This window comes from Stenotrophomonas maltophilia (assembly GCF_025642255.1).
GTDB classification, from domain to species: domain Bacteria; phylum Pseudomonadota; class Gammaproteobacteria; order Xanthomonadales; family Xanthomonadaceae; genus Stenotrophomonas; species Stenotrophomonas maltophilia_P.
The window spans coordinates 2,970,695-2,988,196 of record NZ_CP106759.1 but is presented as its reverse complement, the minus strand read 5'-3'; the positions used below and the strand labels follow the sequence as shown (position 1 = coordinate 2,988,196).

The 17,502-nt window shown below is 68.8% G+C and carries 18 protein-coding genes; 11 read left to right on the top strand and 7 right to left on the bottom strand.

The genetic code is table 11. The annotated features are described in order from the left end of the window. Positions 1-4: 4 nt before the first annotated feature. On the top strand, positions 5-724 hold the full coding sequence (gene recO / locus N8888_RS13805) for a DNA repair protein RecO (protein WP_053520233.1): 720 nt from the start codon (positions 5-7) through the stop codon (positions 722-724). A 98-nt stretch (positions 725-822) separates the two neighbouring features. On the opposite strand, the gene N8888_RS13800 is transcribed toward recO, so the two are convergent. Beyond that, positions 823-1,551 carry a response regulator gene (locus tag N8888_RS13800; protein WP_053520232.1) on the bottom strand — a complete coding sequence of 243 codons (729 nt, stop codon included), beginning with the start codon at positions 1,549-1,551 and terminating at the stop codon, positions 823-825. Positions 1,552-1,680: 129 nt separating this feature from the next. Between N8888_RS13800 and rlmD the strand changes: the two genes are divergently transcribed. The 9 genes from rlmD (at position 1,681) to N8888_RS13755 (ending at position 9,005) form a co-directional block, all read left to right on the top strand. After that, a complete protein-coding gene (gene rlmD, locus N8888_RS13795) occupies positions 1,681-3,015 on the top strand; it encodes a 23S rRNA (uracil(1939)-C(5))-methyltransferase RlmD (RefSeq protein ID WP_065181808.1) in 1,335 nt (444 codons plus the stop codon). Positions 3,016-3,048: 33 nt separating this feature from the next. Continuing rightward, positions 3,049-3,534, top strand: coding sequence for a CYTH domain-containing protein (locus tag N8888_RS13790; protein WP_197571814.1), 486 nt, complete (start codon positions 3,049-3,051; stop codon positions 3,532-3,534). A 49-nt stretch (positions 3,535-3,583) separates the two neighbouring features. Next, positions 3,584-4,276, top strand: a complete 693-nt coding sequence (locus N8888_RS13785; RefSeq protein ID WP_253118649.1) for a DsbA family oxidoreductase — start codon at positions 3,584-3,586, stop codon at positions 4,274-4,276. A gap of 102 nt (positions 4,277-4,378) precedes the next feature. Next, a complete protein-coding gene (gene nagZ / locus N8888_RS13780; protein WP_111186713.1) occupies positions 4,379-5,386 on the top strand; it encodes a beta-N-acetylhexosaminidase in 1,008 nt (335 codons plus the stop codon). Then, positions 5,386-5,940, top strand: coding sequence for a hypoxanthine-guanine phosphoribosyltransferase (locus N8888_RS13775; RefSeq protein ID WP_053520227.1), 555 nt, complete (start codon positions 5,386-5,388; stop codon positions 5,938-5,940). Before nagZ ends, N8888_RS13775 begins: the two co-directional genes overlap by 1 nt. Before the next feature lie 82 nt (positions 5,941-6,022). After that, positions 6,023-6,769, top strand: a complete 747-nt coding sequence (locus tag N8888_RS13770) for an S-methyl-5'-thioinosine phosphorylase (RefSeq protein ID WP_053520226.1) — start codon at positions 6,023-6,025, stop codon at positions 6,767-6,769. 88 nt (positions 6,770-6,857) lie between these two features. After that, entirely contained in the window at positions 6,858-7,064 is a 207-nt protein-coding gene (locus tag N8888_RS13765) for a cold-shock protein (protein ID WP_005410590.1), read from the top strand. A 221-nt stretch (positions 7,065-7,285) separates the two neighbouring features. Next, entirely contained in the window at positions 7,286-8,554 is a 1,269-nt protein-coding gene (locus N8888_RS13760; protein ID WP_263175234.1) for an FAD-dependent oxidoreductase, read from the top strand. 178 nt (positions 8,555-8,732) lie between these two features. Beyond that, positions 8,733-9,005, top strand: a complete 273-nt coding sequence (locus N8888_RS13755; RefSeq protein WP_053519542.1) for a hypothetical protein — start codon at positions 8,733-8,735, stop codon at positions 9,003-9,005. 18 nt (positions 9,006-9,023) lie between these two features. Here N8888_RS13755 and pdeM read toward each other — a convergent pair whose 3' ends face one another. The 4 genes from pdeM to N8888_RS13735 are packed head-to-tail and all read right to left on the bottom strand — an operon-like array spanning position 9,024 to position 14,713. Next, on the bottom strand, positions 9,024-9,665 hold the full coding sequence (pdeM, locus tag N8888_RS13750) for a ligase-associated DNA damage response endonuclease PdeM (RefSeq protein WP_263175233.1): 642 nt from the start codon (positions 9,663-9,665) through the stop codon (positions 9,024-9,026). Next, on the bottom strand, positions 9,655-12,114 hold the full coding sequence (locus N8888_RS13745) for a ligase-associated DNA damage response DEXH box helicase (RefSeq protein WP_263175232.1): 2,460 nt from the start codon (positions 12,112-12,114) through the stop codon (positions 9,655-9,657). The genes pdeM and N8888_RS13745 overlap by 11 nt, the downstream gene beginning before the upstream one ends. After that, positions 12,111-13,718: an ATP-dependent DNA ligase gene (locus tag N8888_RS13740; protein ID WP_263175231.1), complete on the bottom strand. Its 1,608-nt coding sequence runs from the start codon at positions 13,716-13,718 to the stop codon at positions 12,111-12,113. Before N8888_RS13740 ends, N8888_RS13745 begins: the two co-directional genes overlap by 4 nt. Further along, positions 13,715-14,713: a ligase-associated DNA damage response exonuclease gene (locus N8888_RS13735; protein WP_197571803.1), complete on the bottom strand. Its 999-nt coding sequence runs from the start codon at positions 14,711-14,713 to the stop codon at positions 13,715-13,717. The genes N8888_RS13740 and N8888_RS13735 overlap by 4 nt, the downstream gene beginning before the upstream one ends. A 112-nt stretch (positions 14,714-14,825) precedes the next feature. Between N8888_RS13735 and N8888_RS13730 the strand changes: the two genes are divergently transcribed. Further along, the gene (locus tag N8888_RS13730) at positions 14,826-16,463 is read left to right on the top strand and encodes an acyl-CoA dehydrogenase family protein (protein WP_263175230.1); all 1,638 of its coding nucleotides are present in this window, start codon (positions 14,826-14,828) and stop codon (positions 16,461-16,463) included. Positions 16,464-16,522: 59 nt separating this feature from the next. Here the strand turns inward: N8888_RS13730 and N8888_RS13725 are convergent, their stop codons facing one another. Together N8888_RS13725 and N8888_RS13720 are read right to left on the bottom strand one after the other, a co-directional pair. Beyond that, positions 16,523-16,933: a hypothetical protein gene (locus N8888_RS13725; protein WP_053519548.1), complete on the bottom strand. Its 411-nt coding sequence runs from the start codon at positions 16,931-16,933 to the stop codon at positions 16,523-16,525. A 146-nt stretch (positions 16,934-17,079) separates the two neighbouring features. Beyond that, entirely contained in the window at positions 17,080-17,421 is a 342-nt protein-coding gene (locus N8888_RS13720) for a hypothetical protein (RefSeq protein ID WP_053519549.1), read from the bottom strand. Between the last annotated feature and the right edge of the window lie 81 nt (positions 17,422-17,502).

Below are 17,502 nucleotides of genomic sequence, written 5' to 3'. Positions count from 1 at the left end.
TTCGGTGATCATCGAGGACGACACGGGGTTCGTGCTGCATGCACGGGCCTATCGCGAAACCAGCCTGCTGGTGGAGGTGCTGAGCGCGGAGCATGGCCGGATCGGCCTGCTTGCGCGCGGCGTGTCCACGGCCAAGGGCCAGGTGTTGCGCGCGGCCCTGCAGCCGCTGCAGTGGATCCGCTTCAGCGCACAGCAGCGCGGCGAACTGGCGCAGCTGCGTGCCGCCGAAGCGCTGGACGCGGCGCCGCGGCTGGTCGGCCAGGCCATGCTGGCCGGCTTCTACCTGAGTGAACTGACGCTGCGGCTGGCGCCACGCCAGGATCCGTTGCCGGAGGTGTACCTGGCGTACGGCGAGGCACGCGCGCGGCTGGCAGTGGGCGCCGGACTGGCCTGGACGCTGCGCCGCTTCGAGCGCGAGCTGCTTGCCGCACTGGGGCTCGGTTTCGATCTGGAAAGCGCCAGCGATGGTCAGCCGATCGATCCGGCAGCGCGTTATGCGCTGGATCCGCAGGAAGGGCCGCAACGGCTGCTCAGCGAGCGCGGTGGAGAGCGCAGTGCGGCGGCCACCGGTTCGGCGCTGTTGGCGCTGGCGGCCGACGAGGAGCCGGGGCCTGCCGATCTGGCGAGCCTGCGGCTGCCCATGCGGCGGGTGCTGGCGCACCACCTGGGGCCACGGGGGCTGAAGTCCTGGGAGCTGCTGGAGCAGTTGGCCCCCCGGCGGTAGGCGGGCGGGGTCAGAACCGTCTTCCGCAGGGAAAGGGATCTGACCCCGGATTGATTTCGATATCTGACGGGGCAGGGCGCACCCGTGCCGGGCAACCCTCAGTGCAGCAGTGCCGCTACCGCGGCGCGGAAGCCCGCTTGGGCCAGGTCCGACTCCGGCATGTGGTGCAGCTGGCGCACCGCGCGGCCCAGCCGTGCGGCACCGACGAAGCCGCAGCTTGCCTGCAGCCGGTGCAGCTGGCTGCGCAGCTGGCGTTCATCATGCTGGTCCACGGCCTGCTCCACCGCATCGCGGACGCCCGGCAGTTCCGCAAGGAACAGCTCGCGCAGGGCGATCAGGTGGTTGCGCTGGCCATTGAGAGCGGCCAGAGCGGCGGTCTCGTCCCAGTCCTGCCCGTTCAGCTCGATCGCAGCGGGGGCCGGAGCGACGGCGATGCCGGCCGGCGAGTTGACCAGGGCGCGGCGGACCGCCTTCAGCAACTGGTCGCGGCCGAGCGGCTTGACCAGGGTGTCGCTGAAACCGGCCTCACGCAGGCGCGCATGGATGGACGTGTCGCCGTCGGCGGTATGCGCCAGCGCAGGCGTGTCCGGATGCGAACGGCGCAGTTCGCGCAGCAGCTGCGCGCCATTGCCGTCAGGCAGGTTGACGTCGATCAGCCACAGGTCGTGGGCCCCGGGCTCGGCGCTTGCCAGGGCACTGGCAAGGGAGTCCGCGGTATCGACGTCCGCCGGCAGGGTTTCCAACGCCGCCTTGAAAAACCCGCGGCTGATGATGTCGTCCTCGACAAGCAGGAAGCGGGGCCGACCGGCCCGCGGGGTCATCTGCATCAGGGGCTGCCTCCATGTCAGCTGGTTGACATCATCAAGCACGGCGGCGGCTGGCGCAAGCGGCGGCAGGCCCCGCCGGTCAGGATCTGCGACAATACGCGCCCATTTTCGCCCGCAGCCTGTTGCCACGTGGCCCGATCCCGCTCCCGCATCGACCGTACCCCGTTCCAGACCGAGATCCTCGACCTCAGCCATGATGGTCGCGGCGTCGCCCGCCGTGAAGGCGAAGGTGGCAAGGTCACCTTCATCAGCGGCGCTCTGCCGGGCGAAGTGGTCATGGCTGAACAGACGGCCCGCAGCCGCCATTTCGACGAAGCACGCACCGTGGAAGTGCTGCAGGCCTCGCCACAGCGGGTGACGCCGAAGTGCCCGCATTTCGGCACCTGCGCCGGCTGCGTGCTGCAGCACCTGGATGAAGACCAGCAGATCGTTGCCAAGCAGCGCGTGCTGATGGACAACCTGGAACGCATCGGTCACGTGAAGCCGGGCCGCGTGCTGCCACCGCTGGTCGGCGACAGCTGGGGTTACCGCCGCAAGGGGCGCTTCTCGGTGCGCCGCGTCGAGAAGAAGGACAAGACCCTGGTCGGCTTCCGTGAACAGGACCCGCGCTTCGTCGCCGATCTCAGCCAGTGCCTGACCGTGATCCCCGAAGTGGGCACCAAGGTGCAGGCGCTGTCGACCTTCATCGAGTCGCTCGACGGCAAGCGCGACATCCCGCAGATCGAGTTCATCGGCGGTGACCAGGCCATCGCGCTGACCGTGCGTCATCTGCAGCCGCTCAGTGATGCCGACCGCGCCGCATGGGCCAGCTTCGGCCAGCAGCACGGATTCGCCATCTACCTGCAACCCGGTGGCGTGGACACCGTCCATCCGCTGGACGGGCAGGGCGTGCCGCTGTCGTTCCGGCTGGCGCCGTGGGATGTCGAACTGGCATTCCGGCCACTGGATTTCATCCAGGTCAATGCCAAGCTCAACGAGAAGATGATCGCTCACACCCTGGATCTGCTGGAGCCGGGTGAGGACGAGCGCGTGCTGGACCTGTTCTGCGGGCTGGGCAACTTCACCCTGCCGCTGGCGCGCCGAGTGCGCGAGGTGGTGGGCGTGGAAGGCGACGCGGGCCTCGTTGCCCGCGCACGTGAGAACGCCGAGCGCAACGGGCTGGGCAACGCCCAGTTCTACAGCGCCGACCTGACCCAGGACCAGCGCGCCACGCCGTGGATGCGCCAGGGCTTCGACAAGCTGTTGCTGGACCCGCCGCGCTCGGGCGCGATCGAGGTGCTGCAGCAGCTGCCGTTGAAGCAGTTCAAGCGCATCGTGTACGTCAGCTGCCATCCGGGATCGCTGGCCCGGGACGCGGGTTATCTGGTGAACGAGCAGGGCTTCAGCCTGGTCAGTGCCGGCGCCATGGACATGTTCCCGCACACCGCGCACGTGGAAAGCATCGCGGTGTTCGAAAAGCGCTGACCCGCTGTCATGCCCATCGCGCATAATGGCGCGATGGGCATCGAGATCGAACGCAAATTCCTCGTCAGCAGCGACGGCTGGCGTGCGGCCGCACACCGGGTGATTCCGATGGCGCAGGGCTACATCAACGATCTGGGCGCGCTCGACAGCGGCCGCCAGAACGCGTCCGTGCGGGTGCGCATCGAAGGTGAGCACGCCGCGCTGAACCTGAAGTCGCGCACGATCGGCCATACCCGCCAGGAGTTTGATTACCCGATTCCGGTGGAGGATGCGCGCGCGCTGCTGGCGCTGTGCGTGGGGGGCCTGATCGACAAGCGTCGCCACCTGGTCGAGCATGCCGGCCTGACCTGGGAAGTGGATGAGTTCCTGGGCGACAACGCCGGCCTGGTGGTGGCCGAAGTCGAGCTGGAAAGCGCCGGGCAGGCCATCGCCCTGCCGGACTGGGCCGGCGCGGAGGTCACCGACGACCCGCGCTACTACAACGTCGCACTGGCCAGTCATCCCTATTCACGCTGGTGAAAGGGGCATTCCCCCTTTTTTCGGGGCGCCCGGACCCCATGTCGGTGGGATGAGAATCGACATCTACTCCGACGTGGTCTGTCCCTGGTGCTGGATCGGCAAGCACCGTTTCCAGCAGGGGGTGCAGTTGCTGGGGGCCGATGCCCCAGCACTCGACATCCACTGGCAGCCGTTCCAGCTGGACCCGGATGCGGGCACCACGCCGGTGCCGCTGCGCGAGGCGTATGCGCGCAAGTTCGGCGGTGTCGAGCGCACAGAGCAGATTCTCGGCCAGACCCAGGCCACCGCCCGTGGCGAAGGCCTGCCCATGGACTTCAGCCAGGGCCAGGTGCGGGTGACCACCCTGCCAGCGCACCGGCTGCTGTGGCTGGCCGGCCAGCACGGTGTGCAGGACGCGGTCGGAGAGGCGCTGTTCCGCGCCCATTTCGAGCACGGCCAGAATCTGGCGGACACAGAGGTGCTGACCCGGGCCGGTGTGGCAGGCGGACTGGATGCGGCAGAGATCGCCCAGATGCTGGCCTCCTCACGGGGCCTGGCCGAGGTTGAAGCGGGACTGGACCAGGCCCGTGCGCTGGGTGTTTCCTCGGTGCCGACCTTCGTCATCGACGGCCGCTGGGCGATTTCCGGCGCCCAGCCTCCGGAAGCCTTCGCCCAGGCGCTGCGGCAGATCGCGGCGGAGCAGGGCACGGCAACCGGACGCAGTGGCGACGACGCCTGTGGTGCGGACGGCTGCAGGGTCTGATCCTTCGAGGGGCGCGCGATGGACGCCCCCACCTGCGTCCAACGGCCGGTTCTGCGACAATGCGGCACTGCGCCATGCGGGCGCCCGTTGTGGAGAACGACCATGCTGCTGATCGGCGTTGCCGGCACTGAACTGACCCCCCAGGAACGCGACTGGCTGCAGCACGATGCCGTTGCCGGGGTGGTGCTGTTCACGCGCAACTTCGCCTCCCGCCAGCAGGTGAGCGAGCTCAGCGCCGCGATCCGCGAGGCCGCGCCGCGCCCGCAGCTGATCTGCGTCGACCAGGAAGGCGGTCGCGTGCAGCGTTTCCGCAAGGGCTACAGCGATCTGCCGCCGCTGCAGGAGATCGGTGCCGGCTATGCGAAGGATCCCGGCGCCGCGTTGGCGCTGGCCGAGCAGCACGCCTGGCTGATGGCCAGCGAAGTGCGCGCCAGTGGCGTGGACCTGAGCTTTGCCCCGGTGGTCGACCTGGGCCGTGGCAACCTTGCGATCGGCAACCGCGCTTTCAGTGAAGACCCGCAGGTCGTGGCTGCGTTCACCGAGGCCTACGTACGCGGCATGCACGCGGCCGGCATGGCGGCCACCCTCAAGCATTTTCCCGGCCATGGCACCGTGCTGGAAGACACCCATGTCGATACCGCGGTCGATCCGCGGACGCTGGACGAACTGCGCGCGCAGGACCTGGTGCCGTTCCGGGCCGGTGTTGCCGCCGGTGCCGACGCCGTGATGATGGCGCACGTGATCTACCCGCAGGTGGCGCCGGAACCGGCCGGCTATTCGCCGCGCTGGATCCAGGAGGTGCTGCGTGGCGAGCTGGGCTTCCGCGGCGTGGTGTTCTCCGACGACATCGGCATGGCCGCTTCGCACCATGCCGGTGGCGTTGCGGCACGCGTGCACGCGCACCTGGATGCGGGCTGCGACGTCGTGCTGGTCTGCCATCCGGAGCTGGTCGATGAAGCCCTGCACGCGGTGCAGGGACGCTCCCTCAATACCGCTGCGCTGCTTGGCCTGCTCGGCCGCGGCGCGCTTGGCTGGGATGGCCTGCTGGCCGATGCCCGCCATGGCGACACTCAATCCCGTCTGCTTGAAACCCTTGGAAGAACCGTCTGATGCCGAACCTCACCATTTCCCAGGCCCTGGCCCAGGCCGACCTGCTGGTTGACCGCCCCACCATCGACAAGGCCATCGCCGGTATCGCCGACGCCATCGCGCGCGATTACAAGGGCGAGGTGCCACTGTTCCTGTCGATCATGCACGGTGCGCTGCCGTTCGCCGGCCAGCTGGCGCTGGAGCTGGGTGCGCGCGGCCAGGACGTGCAGTTCGATTACCTGCACGCCACCCGCTATCGCGGTGAAACCACCGGCGGCGACCTGGTGTGGAAGCACAAGCCGGCCACCGCGCTGTTCGGCCGCCGTGTGCTGCTGGTCGATGACATCCTCGATGAGGGCTACACCCTGCAGGGCGTGCGCACCTGGTGCCTGGAACAGGGCGCGACCGACGTGCGCATCGCAGCGATGACGGTGAAGAAGCACGATCGCGGGCTGCCGGATGTGACAGCTGACTACGCCGGTATCGAACTGCCCGACCGTTACGTGTTCGGTTTCGGCATGGACGTCAACGAGACCCTGCGCTGCGTGCCGGCCATCTACGCGATGAAGGAATAACAGGCACGGCCGTCCGCGACCGTCCTTTGCCGCCGCCGGCATCCTCGGGTGCCGGCGTTCGTCTTTCTCTGGAGTGCTTTCGATGCAACAGATCGCCCTGGCCGTGATCGGCGGTACCGGTGTCTACAACCTGGCCAAGCTCGACGATGTGCAGACCCACGAGGTCGAGACCCGCTTCGGCCGTCCCTCCGGCCCGGTGCGCGTGGGCACGCTGCTGGGCAACCGCGTGGCGTTCCTTGCGCGCCATGGCGAGGGCCACTCGCTGCCGCCGCACAAGATCAACTACCGCGCCAATCTGGCTGCGCTGCAGCAGATCGGCGCCCAGCGTGTGCTGGCGCTGAACACCGTCGGGGGCATCACCGAGCAGGTCGGGCCGCGCGTGCTGGCCTGCCCGGACCAGATCATCGACTACACCTGGGGCCGGATCAGCACGATCTGTGAAGAAGAGGGTACCGAAGTGCTGCATGTGGACTTCGGCCACCCGTACACGCCGATGCTGCGGAGCAAGATTCTGGCCGCGGCCAAAGTGACGGGTGTCACGGTCCATGACGGTGGCTGCTACGGTGCGACGCAGGGGCCGAGGCTGGAAACCATCGCGGAAATCGCCCGCATGCGGCGCGATGGCTGCGATCTGGTGGGCATGACCGGAATGCCCGAAGCCGCGCTGGCGCGGGAGTTGGGACTGGATTACGCGTGCCTGGCGATCGTGGCGAACTGGGCCGCGGGCTGTGGTGATGGCGAGGAGATCACGATGGCCGAAGTGCTGGCCAATGTGCAGGCGGCGAGCAATGGACTTCCGGAACTGATCGGCGAATTGGCACGGGGGTGATTGTCTTCGCCGAGCAAGCTTTGCATACTCAGCCGGTACGCGGGTTCAGCGTACACCACCCATTCATTGCATAAGGTCTCGCATCACCATGCCGAACGGTACCGTCAAGTGGTTCAACGACGCCAAGGGATTTGGCTTCATCTCGCCGGAGGATGGCAGCGCCGACGTGTTCGCGCACTTCTCCGCCATCAACTCCAAGGGCTTCCGCAGCCTGCAGGAAGGCCAGCGTGTCACCTATGACGTGACCCAGGGCCCGAAGGGTGCCCAGGCTTCGAACATCACGCCGGCCGAGTGATCCACTCGACAGTGCGTTGAGAACCCCGCTCCGGCGGGGTTTTTTTTTGCGCCCATCGCATGGGACCGAACCCAAGCCGCGCGCGGGCGGGCCGCCCTGCCGGCGAATGTCCCCCGGCGCCGGCCTTCGACCGTCGCCTCCTCCTTTACTTCGCCGGCAGGGCGGCCCGCCCGCGCGCGGCCTGGAGAACGATCCGGATCCGGCTGGGGCACAATGTGCGGATGACGGAACGACTTCGCATTGCCGTGATTGGATACGGCACCGCTGGCCAGGCGATGGCCATCCTGCTGACCCGTGACGGGCACGACGTGGAGATCTTCGAGCGCGTGCCGACCCCTGGGCCGGTCGGCGCCGGTTTCCTGTTGCAGCCCAGCGGCCTGCAGGTGCTGTGGCAGATGGGACTGCTGGAGGCCGTGCGCGCGCATGCCGCGCCGGTGCATCGGCTTTATGGCGACACGCCGTGCGGGCGTGCGGTGATGGACATGGGCTATGGCGGCCTCGATGTCCGCCTGCACGGTCTGGGCATGCAGCGCGGCGCCCTGTTCTCGCTGCTGGACCAGGCCCGCGATGGCGCCGGCCAACTGCATGCGGGGACCACCATCGACGCGGTCGATACCGCGCGGGGGCAACTGCGCGACAACGAAGGCCGCACGCATGGCCCGTTTGACCTGGTGGTGGCGGCCGACGGCGCAGCGTCGTCCCTGCGCGCGACCATTGCCGGCGGCGCTGGCCTCGACCGCGTCTATCCGTGGGGTGCATTGTGGTGCCTGCTGCCGGCAGGAGAGTGGCCGCACGTGCAGCAGCTGCGCCAACGCTACGTCGCCGCGCGCAAGATGATCGGCCTGTTGCCGGTGGGCACGTGTCCGGGTGATGACACGCCGCGCCTGAGTTTTTTCTGGAGCCTGCCACGCGCCGACTTCGCGCGTTGGGAAGATGAAGGCATGCAACCGTGGCTGCAGGAACTGCATGCGCTCTGGCCCGAGGCCAGCGCACGCTTCGATCACCTGCACGATGCCGGACAGCTGTCCCGGGCGGTTTACCGCGATGCGGTGATGACCCGCTGGCATCAGGGGCGCATGGTCCTGGTCGGCGATGCAGCGCACGCGATGAGCCCGCAGCTGGGGCAGGGGGTGAACATGGCGCTGCTCGATGCGCTGGCGCTGCGAGACGCGCTGCGTGTGCATGGCGCTGGTGAGACGGCACTGCAGGCCTACCAGGCGCAGCGACGTGCGCATGTGGCGGTGTACCAGCGCTGGAGCCGCTGGCTGACGCCGCTGTTCCAGTCCGATCGCGATGCGTGGGCCAAGGCGCGCGACGCGCTGCTTGGCCCGATGGGGCGGCTGCCGGGGGGACGCGGCCACATGCTGCGGGTGCTCAGTGGAACCCAGCACGGCTGGTTCGGTTCGCTTGCTCTGGATCCAGCCTTCCTCGAAGCCCTGGCCCGGCCGCCCGTTGCGCTTGCCACGCAGGCTGCCACGGCGGCTGCGTGAATCGCATCATCACGTGAATTAACGGTTACCTCACCGCGTCTGTGCGACAAGAGTGAAGCACGCCACAGCTGCGTCGCCCGTTTTCCTCTCCGTGATTCGAACATCGCGTGGCCCGGGTGGCGCCGCCGTCGCGGCCTGCTGCGGCCCGGATGTGCTGCGAGTTCACGAGGAGGATGCCATGTTGTTCGCGGTCGAAGAGCTGGAATCGGAAATCTGCAAGCTGCGGGGATTGCTGCAGATGCTGCACGAGGACCAGCCCGACGTTCTGGAGGATGTGTTCGAGTTCCATGTGGGCAGCCTGATCAGTCATGCGCTGCCGGAACACCACACGCACATCCGCGCCTGTGCGCAGGAAATGCTCTCGGCCGTCCAGGCACTGCCGCGCCGGCAAAGCAACGACACGCCCGATTTCCATCTGATGCCGGCGCTGGCGGGCGTCCGGCCGGCCTGACTGTCGCGCCCGCTGGCCTTACCGGCCAGGCATCGCCACCAGACCCTGTTCGACACAGGCGATGCGCCGTTCACCCTGCGCCGGTGCGATGACCCAGCCGCCGGTGAAGGCGGAGAATGCCGGCAGCACCGTCAATCCTTCGCGCAGCCAGAACGCCGGAAAGCGGCGGCGCAGCGCCGGCAGTGCGATCTGCGGATGGATATGGCCGGCAATGACGTGCGCTGCGGGCACGTGCCGTGGTTCATGGCACAGCAGGAACGCGCCCAGCTGCACCTCGTCATGCAGCTCCACCTGCAGCGCCGCGTGCGGCAGGTGCCGATCATGATTGCCGCGTATCACATGCACCGCCAGCGCGGAGTGCTGCTCTCGCCATCCCAGCCATTGCCGGTACCACGCCGCACGATGCGCCGGCCCATGCAGTACATCGCCCAGTATCCACAGCTCGCGGCAGGCCCTGGCCTGCACCAGCCTCTGCAGGCGCTGCAGGTCGTCGCGGGTGCCGCCGGACGGCAGCGCGATGCCGGCGCGGCGGAACAGGTCGGCCTTGCCCAGGTGCAGGTCGGCGATCAGCAAGGCCTGCCGGGCCGGCCACCACAGTGCGCGCGCACCGAGCAGCAGCATGGGTTCACCGCCCAGCGTCACGGCCAGCTCATCGGCCATGGCGTCGCTCCAGCTGCTGTGCGGCACGCAGCACGCGGGTGCGCCAGTCTTCGTTGCTGAACTGTCCGCGCAGGCGCTCGGCCCACAGCGGGAAGCCCAGCGGTGTCAGCGAGGCGGGATGCTGCAGTGACAGTGACTGCGTACCGATGCGTTTGAGCACCTGCTGCAGGCCCGGCAGATCCAGGCTGTCCTGCAGCACTTCATGCTCGGCCAATGCCAGCAGCAGATGATCGGGGTCGTGCTCGCGCAGCACGTCGTACAGCAGTCCAGCCGAGGCCTGCAGCTGGCGCAGCGAGCGCGGCGCGCCGCCGGGCAGGCTGGGTACCAGCAGGCCAGCGACGCGTGCGATTCCGCGGAACTGGCGTCGCGCGAGCTCGCCCAGATTGACGGCGGCACGCAGGTCCTCAAGCAGCTGATCGGCCGTGAACAGTTCCTTCCATTGCTCCGCCTGCAGCTCGATCGGCTGCGTCGGTGCCAGCACCAGCCCGTGGTCATTGACGGCATAGCCGATGCTGTTGCGCTGCCGGCGCGTGCAGCGCAGCGCCAGCAACGCCGCCAGTGCCTCGTGGATGTGGCGTCCGGCAAAGGGATAGACGAACACGAACTGGCCTTCGCGGCGCCGCACATCTTCCAGCAGCAGGTGCGCAGGCGATGGCCGGGCAGACAGGCGCGACTGCAGTGCCATCAGAGGGGCCAGCCAGCGCGACTCGGCGCTGTCGTCCGCGCCGGACAGCACCGCTTCCAGTTCGCGCCCGAGCGGCATCGACAGGGGCAGCTGGCCACCCTGCCAGCGCGGGACGGTGCCTTCACCGCCCTTGCGGGCCAGGCGCACATAGGCGGTCATGTCGCGCAGCTGCACCAGCTCCAGCATGCGCCCGGCGAACTGGAATCGATCGCCTCTGCGCAGGCGGCTGGCGAACTGTTCTTCCACCGAGCCGAGGCCACCGCCGCGCAGGAACTGCACACGCACGGCGCCATCGCTGCTGATGGTGCCGATTGACAAGCGATGGCGCAGGGCCTGGCGGCGGTCGTGCACGCGATGGTAGCCGTCCGCGTCGAGCACGACCTTGTGGAAGTCCGGGTACTGCGCCAGTGCCCGTCCACCCTGCACGATGAAGTCCAGGACAGCCTGCCATTGCGCGTCGCCCAGCTGCGCGAATGCGTGCGTGCGCCTCACCTGCGCCAGCAGCGAGCGGCTGGTGAATCCCCCCGCCAACGCGCGGCTGACCGCATGCTGGGCGAGCACGTCCAGCGACAGAGTTGGCGGTCGCCTGGCTTCAACCACGCCGTCGCGCAGCGCGCGGCGGACGGCGGCGTACTCGGCCAGTTCCAGCGCATGGCTGGGCACGCACAGGATTCTGCCGCTGGCGCCGGGGCGATGCCTGGCACGGCCGGCGCGCTGGCGCAGCCGCGCCACGCCCTTCGGACTGCCAAGCTGCAGTACCTGGTCCACTTCGGGAAAATCGACGCCCAGATCCAGGCTGGAGGTGGCAACCACGCAGCGCATCGCACCGGCGCGCAGGCCGTCTTCCACCTGCTGACGCAGTGCGGGGTCCAGCGAACCGTGGTGCAACGCCAGCGTGGCGGCATCCTCCGGCCACACCGCCGCCAGCGCCTGGTGCCACAGTTCGGCCTGCGCCCGCGTGTTGGTGAACAGCAGACTGCTGCGCGCGGTCATCAGCGCTTCCAGCACGCGCGGAAGCTGCGCCAGGCCAAGATGTCCGGCCCAGGGAAAGCGCTCGCCCGGTGCCGGCAGCAGGCTGCTGACGGTGACCGGACGCTGGCGCGCGCCTTCGACGATGGGTGCGTCCGGCCGGTCCGGCAGCAGCACGTCGCGCGCCTGCGGCAGATTGCCCAGCGTGGCCGACAATCCCCACAGCTGCAACGCAGGCGTGGTGTCGCGCAGCAGTGCAAGATTCAGCTGCAGCAGCACGCCGCGCTTGTTGCCCAGCAGTTCATGCCATTCGTCGACCACCACGCAGCGCAGCTGATGCATGCGTGGCAGGGTATCGGGGTAGGTGAGCAGCAGTGCCAGTGATTCGGGCGTGGTCACCAGCACGTCGATGCGCCCTTCGCGCGCCAGGCGCCGCTCGCGCTGGCTGGCGTCGCCGCTGCGCAGGCCCACGCGCCACCCCAGGCCCAGGCCATCGACGACCGATTGCAGTGCGCGTGCGGTGTCGCTGGCCAGGGCACGCAGCGGGGTCACCCACAGCACCTGCAATGGGCGCACCGCGCTGGGGCGGGCGGGTGCGGGTGCGGGCGCGATCATCGCCTGCAGCAGCGGTCCGCCGAACATCGCCAGCGTCTTGCCGCTGCCGGTGGGGGTATGCAGCAGGCCCGATTCGCCTGCCAGGTAGTGACGCCACATGGCGCGCTGGAAGGGCAGGGGTTTCCAGCCGCGGCTGGCAAACCAGCCGTTCAGCCGCTGCAGGGCCTCGCTCCGCGTCATCGTGCCAGGGCCTGCAGCGTCGCCAGCTGATCGGCCTCGCTGGCCGGCTTGTCGTGGCGCCAGCGCAGGATGCGCGGAAAACGCACGGCGATTCCTGATTTGTGCCGTGCACTGCGGTTGACCGCCTCGAAGCCGAGTTCGAACACCTGCTCGGCGCGGACGCTGCGTACCGGCCCGAAGCGCTCGCGGGTGTTGGCGCGGATCCAGCGATCGAGGGCGAGGATTTCCTGATCGTCCAGGCCCGAGTAGGCCTTGGCCACCGGAACCAGCGCATCGCCGTCCCATACGCCGAAGGTGTAATCGGTGTACAGCGTGCTGCGCCGGCCATGGCCGGCCTGTGCGTACAGCAGCACGGCATCGATGGTGAGTGGATCGACCTTCCACTTCCACCAGTCACCACGGCGCCGGCCGGACTGATACGCTGAGTTGCGGCGCTTCAGCATCAGGCCCTCCACGCCGCGCTCGCGCGCCGCGTCGCGCAGCGCGGCCGCCCGTGCCCAGTCCCCGCCGGGCACCTCCGGCGACAGCTGGATGCGCGCATCGCCGAGCGTGCCGAGCAGTTCCGCCAGCTGCACGCGCCGCTGCTGAAGCGGCAATGCACGCAGGTCGTTGCCGTCGCGTTCGAGCAGGTCGTAGGCCAGCATCCGCACCGGTGTCGTACGCAGCGTGGTGGCGCCCGGCTTGCGGCGCTGGATGCGGGTCTGCAGGGCGGTGAAAGCTTTCGGAAGATCGGCCGGCTCATCCCAGGCCAGCAGTTCGCCATCCAGCACCGATCCCTCCGGCAGCAGTGCGGCGGCCTGCTCGATCTCGGGGAACCGGCCGTCCAGGCGCTCTTCGCCACGCGACCACAGCGCCACCTCGCCGCGACGACGCAGCAGCTGCAGGCGGATGCCGTCCCATTTCCATTCCAGCAGCCAGTCGTCGATGCTGCCCAGGCGATCACCGGGCTCACCTTCCAGCGGCGAAGCGAGGAAGAACGGATACGGCTGCTGACGGTCCAGCGGCAGTTCTTCCGGCGACAGCAACTGTGCGAGCAGGGTGGGCGAGGGCACCCAGGTGCCCAGCATGCGCTGCGCGATGCGCGCGATGTCCAGTCCGGACAGTTCGGCCAGTGCCTGCTGGACCAGCCGCTGCGACACGCCGACGCGCAGTGCACCGGTCAGCAGCTTGTTGAACACCAGGCGTTCGTTCGCGGGCAGCTGGCGCCAGCCCTCGACCACGGCTGCACGTCGCTCGGGCTCGGGCTGATTGGCCACGGCCAGCAGATGCTGTTCGATCCAGTCGGCCAGAGGGCGGTCCGGCGCCATTGCCGTTGGGTCGTCCAGCAGCAGGGTCAGTGTCTCCGCCAGATCGCCGACCTGCGCATAGCTGTCCTCGACCAGCCACGCAGGCAGTCCGGCTTCCTCGCCGATCCAGCGGCGCAGCTCGCCGCTGGCAGCGATCTTCCGGCGCGCCCCCCCGACCTTGCCACCACTGAGCAGGAACAGGGCCCAGGCCGCATCGTGCGGTCGCGCGTGACGGAAGTAATCGACCAGCGCCGCGCGCTTGTCCAGCGTGGCGGTGCTGCGATCAAGGCGTTGGTACAGCGCGGCGAAGGCCTTCATTCCTCGCTCCCGAAATCGGTGCGGAAAGCCTCCGCGGCGACGCCGCGTTCGCGCAGGAACGGAATCAGCGCATCGGTGTTGCCATGCGTCGCGATGACGCGGCGTGCGCCGGTCTGCTCGATGGTACGCAGCAACGCGGGCCAGTCGGCGTGGTCGGAAATCACGAAGCCACGATCGACGTTGCGGCGCCGGCGGTTTCCGCGCAGCTGCATCCAACCGGAGGCGAAACCCAGCTGGTGGCGCCCGAAGCGGCGCAGCCAGGGCGTGCCGGCGGCCGAGGGCGGGGCGAGGATCAGCCGTCCGGCCGCATCGGCCTGGCGCCCCTGTTCGGCGACGGCGATCGCGTCCAGCATCGGGATGCCCGCAGCGCGATAGACGGCCACGCCATTGGCGATGGCACCGTGCAGCCATGCCGGCGGTTCGCCCCGTGCCAGCAGCTCGGCCAGCACGCGCTGGGCCTTGCCCAATGCATAGCAGAGCAGGACGGCGGCTTCACCGCGCTGCGCGCATTCCTCGCGCCAGGACGCGATCTCGGCAGCCACGGCTGCGGTGTCCGGCCAGCGGTAGATGGGCAGGGCGAAGGTCGCCTCGGTGATGAAGGTATCGCAGGGCACCACTTCGAACGGCGTACAGGTGGGGTCGGGCTGGCGCTTGTAGTCACCGGAGGCGACCCACACCTGCCGGCCATCATCGATGCGCACCTGCGAGGAGCCGAGCACATGACCGGCCGGATGCAGCGACACCTGCACCCGGCCCAGCGCAAAGGGTGCGCCCTCGGCATGCGCGTGCAGCGGCACGTCGCCCAGCCGCCAGCGCAGGATCGGCGCGCTGCCCGTGCTGCAGTGGTATTCGCCCATGCCCGGGCGCGCGTGGTCACCATGGCCATGGGTGATGACCGCGCGCGGCACCGGCCGCCAGGGATCGATGTGGAAATCGCCAGCAGCGCAGTACAGCCCTTCCGGGCGCAGCACCACAAGATCGTCGTTGCCTGCCATGGCTGCACTGTGGCGCGCGGCTCGTGCACGGGGTGAGAACCGGCCTGAACGCGGGCTTGGCGCAGCATGCGGCACAATCGGATCGCATACCTCTTGCCGCCGGATGGATCGCATGAGTGGACCGGGTTTCAGCAGCACTGCCCCCTTCGAGACCCATGTGGTGCTCAATCAGCCGCCACCGTTCGCCGGGCGCCAGCTGTTCACCGATGACGCAGCGTTGATGGAGGCGGTGCATCGCGAAGGCGCCGCAGCCTTCGTCCCGCGCCTGGCGCAGTACGGTGCGCTGGCCGGTGACGAGCTGTACCGGCTCGGATTCGATGCCAACCGCGACCGCCCGCGCCTGCGCACCCATGACGCGCAGGGGCATCGCATCGATACGGTGGAGTTCCATCCGGCCTACCACCAGCTGATGACCGCCGCGAAGGCGCATGGCGTGGCCGGCCTGTCCTGGCATGAGCCGCAGCCGGGTGCGCATGTTGCACGCGCGGCGCTGAGCTATCTGCACCACCAGGCCGAGGCGGGTACCAGTTGCCCGTTGACGATGACCCATGCGGCGGTAGCGGTGCTGCGGTCGCAGCCGAACCTGGCCGAATGGGCGCGCAAGGCCGCCGCACCGGTGTACGACCCGCGCGACGTACCGGTGGCCGACAAGGCCGGCATCACCCTGGGCATGGGCATGACCGAGAAGCAGGGGGGCTCGGATGTGCGCGCCAACACCACGCGAGCAGAGCCCATCGACGGCGAGCGCTATCGGCTGGTCGGCCACAAGTGGTTCTTCTCGGCACCCATGTGCGATGGCTTCCTCGTGCTGGCGCAGGCACCGGGCGGACTGACCTGTCTGCTGATGCCGCGCCGGCTTGCCGATGGCGACCGCAATGCATTCCGCCTGGTGCGGCTGAAGGACAAACTGGGCGATTGGGCCAACGCGTCCAGCGAGGTCGAGTTCTGCGGCGCGCAGGCGTGGCGGGTGGGCGAAGAGGGGCGTGGCGTGGCCACCATCATCGGCATGGTGATGATGACCCGCCTGGACTGCATGCTGGGTGCCGCAGCGGAAATGCGCATGGCGCTGGCGCAGGCGCTGCACCATGCCCGCTACCGCCGCACCTTCGGCCGGTTGCTGGTGGAGCATCCGTTGATGGCCAACGTGCTGGCCGACCTCGCACTGGAATCGGAAGCGGCGACGGTGCTGTCGATGCGCATCGCGCGTGCGGTGGACCGTGCGTCCTTCGATGCCGGCGAGGCGGCGCTGGCCAGGCTGGGCACGGCGCTGGGCAAATACTGGGTGTGCAAGCGGGCGGCGACCTTCGTCAACGAGGCGCAGGAATGCCTGGGCGGCGCGGGCTATGTGGAGGAATCAATGCTGCCGCGCCTGTACCGGCAGGCGCCGCTGAACTCGATCTGGGAAGGCAGTGGCAACATCCAGTGCCTGGATGTGCTGCGGGCACTGGCCCGCGAACCGGAGACGCTGGCCGCACTGCAGGGCGAGCTGTCGGCGGTGGCTGATCGCGATGCGCGCTATGCCGCTGCGCTGCAGCGCTGGGTAACGACCCCGGCACCGGAAGAGTCGCAGGCGCGGATGTTCTGCGAGCGCACCGCATTGCTGCTGCAGGCGGCACTGCTGCTGCGTGCACGCAGTCCGGTGGCGGATGCGTTCATCCGCAGCCGGCTCGGCGGTGAACATGGATGGGTGTTCGGCACCCTGCCGGCCGGGTTGGACCTGCCGGAAATCCTGGCGCGCGCGCTGCCGTAGCGTGGAATTCTGTAGAGCGCCGCAGCGTGGCTGCGGCGCTCTGCAGTACCGGACGCGGCTCAGTGCTTGGCTTCTTCCTTGGCCGCGTTCGCCTTCGCGTCATTTGCGACATCACGCGCCTTGTCGGCGACCTTCTGTGCGGCGTCCGCGGTCGCATCGCTGGCGTGTGCAGCGGCGTCGGTGGCGGCGACCTTGGCCTGGTCAGCGGCATTGGCGGTAGCGTCGGCCGCCTTGTCCAGCGCCTGCTGGGTATCGGCCGCCGCCTGCTCGGATGCAGCTGCCGTCTTGTCGGCGGCCTCGCGGGTAGCTGCGGCGGCCTGGTCGACTGCGTCACGGGCGGCGGCGCCTGCGCTGTCGGCAGCCTGCCGCGCATCCTGGCGGGCCTGTTCGGCTTCCGGGCCCTTGCAGGCGGCCAGGCCGATCAGCAGCGAAGCGGCCAGCAGGGACAGGGTCAGCGAGCGGATCTTCATGGCGATCTCCGGTAGTGCACTGCGGCAATGGATGGGGACGCCAGCCTATTCACGCCCTTGTGAAGGCGGGGTCGCGGAACGCGATGCAAAGAAAAAGCCGCTGGCGAACCAGCGGCTTTTCCAGAACAGCGTGAAGAAAGAAGTTATTACTTCTTGGCTTCTTCAGCAGCGTCCTTGGCCTGCTCGGCGGTGCCTTCGGCAGCCTTGGCAGCGTCCTTGGCCTGTTCAGCAGCAGCGTCGGTAGCGGCGCCAGCAGCCTGGGCAGCGGCGTCAGCCGAAGCGTCAGCAGCGGTGGCGGCGGTGTCGGCGGCCTGCTGGGCAGCGTCGGCGGTCTGGGCGCCAGCAGCGGCGGCCTGATCGGCAGCAGCCTGGGCTTCGGTGGCGGCTTCGTTGGCCGAAGCAGCGGCGTCCTGGGCAGCTTCCTGCTTCGAGCAGGCGGCCAGGGCCAGAGCCAGGGACATCGCGACCAGCAGCTTGTTGATGCTCATTGTGTGAATCCTCGTCGTTAGATTAGGCAACGCGCAACTGCGCGCCGACAACATGATGACAAGCCACGTTTGGCTGTCAAG

Bases quoted from the DNA above. Each gene is read 5' to 3' on its own strand.
- N8888_RS13755 (WP_053519542.1), top strand. From the start codon at position 8,733: ATGTTGTTCGCGGTCGAAGAGCTGGAATCGGAAATCTGCAAGCTGCGG.
- nagZ (WP_111186713.1), top strand. From the start codon at position 4,379: ATGCTGCTGATCGGCGTTGCCGGCACTGAACTGACCCCCCAGGAACGC.
- N8888_RS13770 (WP_053520226.1), top strand. From the start codon at position 6,023: ATGCAACAGATCGCCCTGGCCGTGATCGGCGGTACCGGTGTCTACAAC.
- N8888_RS13785 (WP_253118649.1), top strand. From the start codon at position 3,584: ATGAGAATCGACATCTACTCCGACGTGGTCTGTCCCTGGTGCTGGATC.
- N8888_RS13760 (WP_263175234.1), top strand. From the start codon at position 7,286: ATGACGGAACGACTTCGCATTGCCGTGATTGGATACGGCACCGCTGGC.
- N8888_RS13740 (WP_263175231.1), bottom strand. From the start codon at position 13,718: ATGAAGGCCTTCGCCGCGCTGTACCAACGCCTTGATCGCAGCACCGCC.
- N8888_RS13720 (WP_053519549.1), bottom strand. From the start codon at position 17,421: ATGAGCATCAACAAGCTGCTGGTCGCGATGTCCCTGGCTCTGGCCCTG.
- N8888_RS13745 (WP_263175232.1), bottom strand. From the start codon at position 12,114: ATGACGCGGAGCGAGGCCCTGCAGCGGCTGAACGGCTGGTTTGCCAGC.
- N8888_RS13725 (WP_053519548.1), bottom strand. From the start codon at position 16,933: ATGAAGATCCGCTCGCTGACCCTGTCCCTGCTGGCCGCTTCGCTGCTG.
- N8888_RS13735 (WP_197571803.1), bottom strand. From the start codon at position 14,713: ATGGCAGGCAACGACGATCTTGTGGTGCTGCGCCCGGAAGGGCTGTAC.
- N8888_RS13800 (WP_053520232.1), bottom strand. From the start codon at position 1,551: ATGCAGATGACCCCGCGGGCCGGTCGGCCCCGCTTCCTGCTTGTCGAG.
- pdeM (WP_263175233.1), bottom strand. From the start codon at position 9,665: ATGGCCGATGAGCTGGCCGTGACGCTGGGCGGTGAACCCATGCTGCTG.
- N8888_RS13730 (WP_263175230.1), top strand. From the start codon at position 14,826: ATGAGTGGACCGGGTTTCAGCAGCACTGCCCCCTTCGAGACCCATGTG.
- N8888_RS13775 (WP_053520227.1), top strand. From the start codon at position 5,386: ATGCCGAACCTCACCATTTCCCAGGCCCTGGCCCAGGCCGACCTGCTG.
- N8888_RS13790 (WP_197571814.1), top strand. From the start codon at position 3,049: ATGGGCATCGAGATCGAACGCAAATTCCTCGTCAGCAGCGACGGCTGG.
- N8888_RS13765 (WP_005410590.1), top strand. From the start codon at position 6,858: ATGCCGAACGGTACCGTCAAGTGGTTCAACGACGCCAAGGGATTTGGC.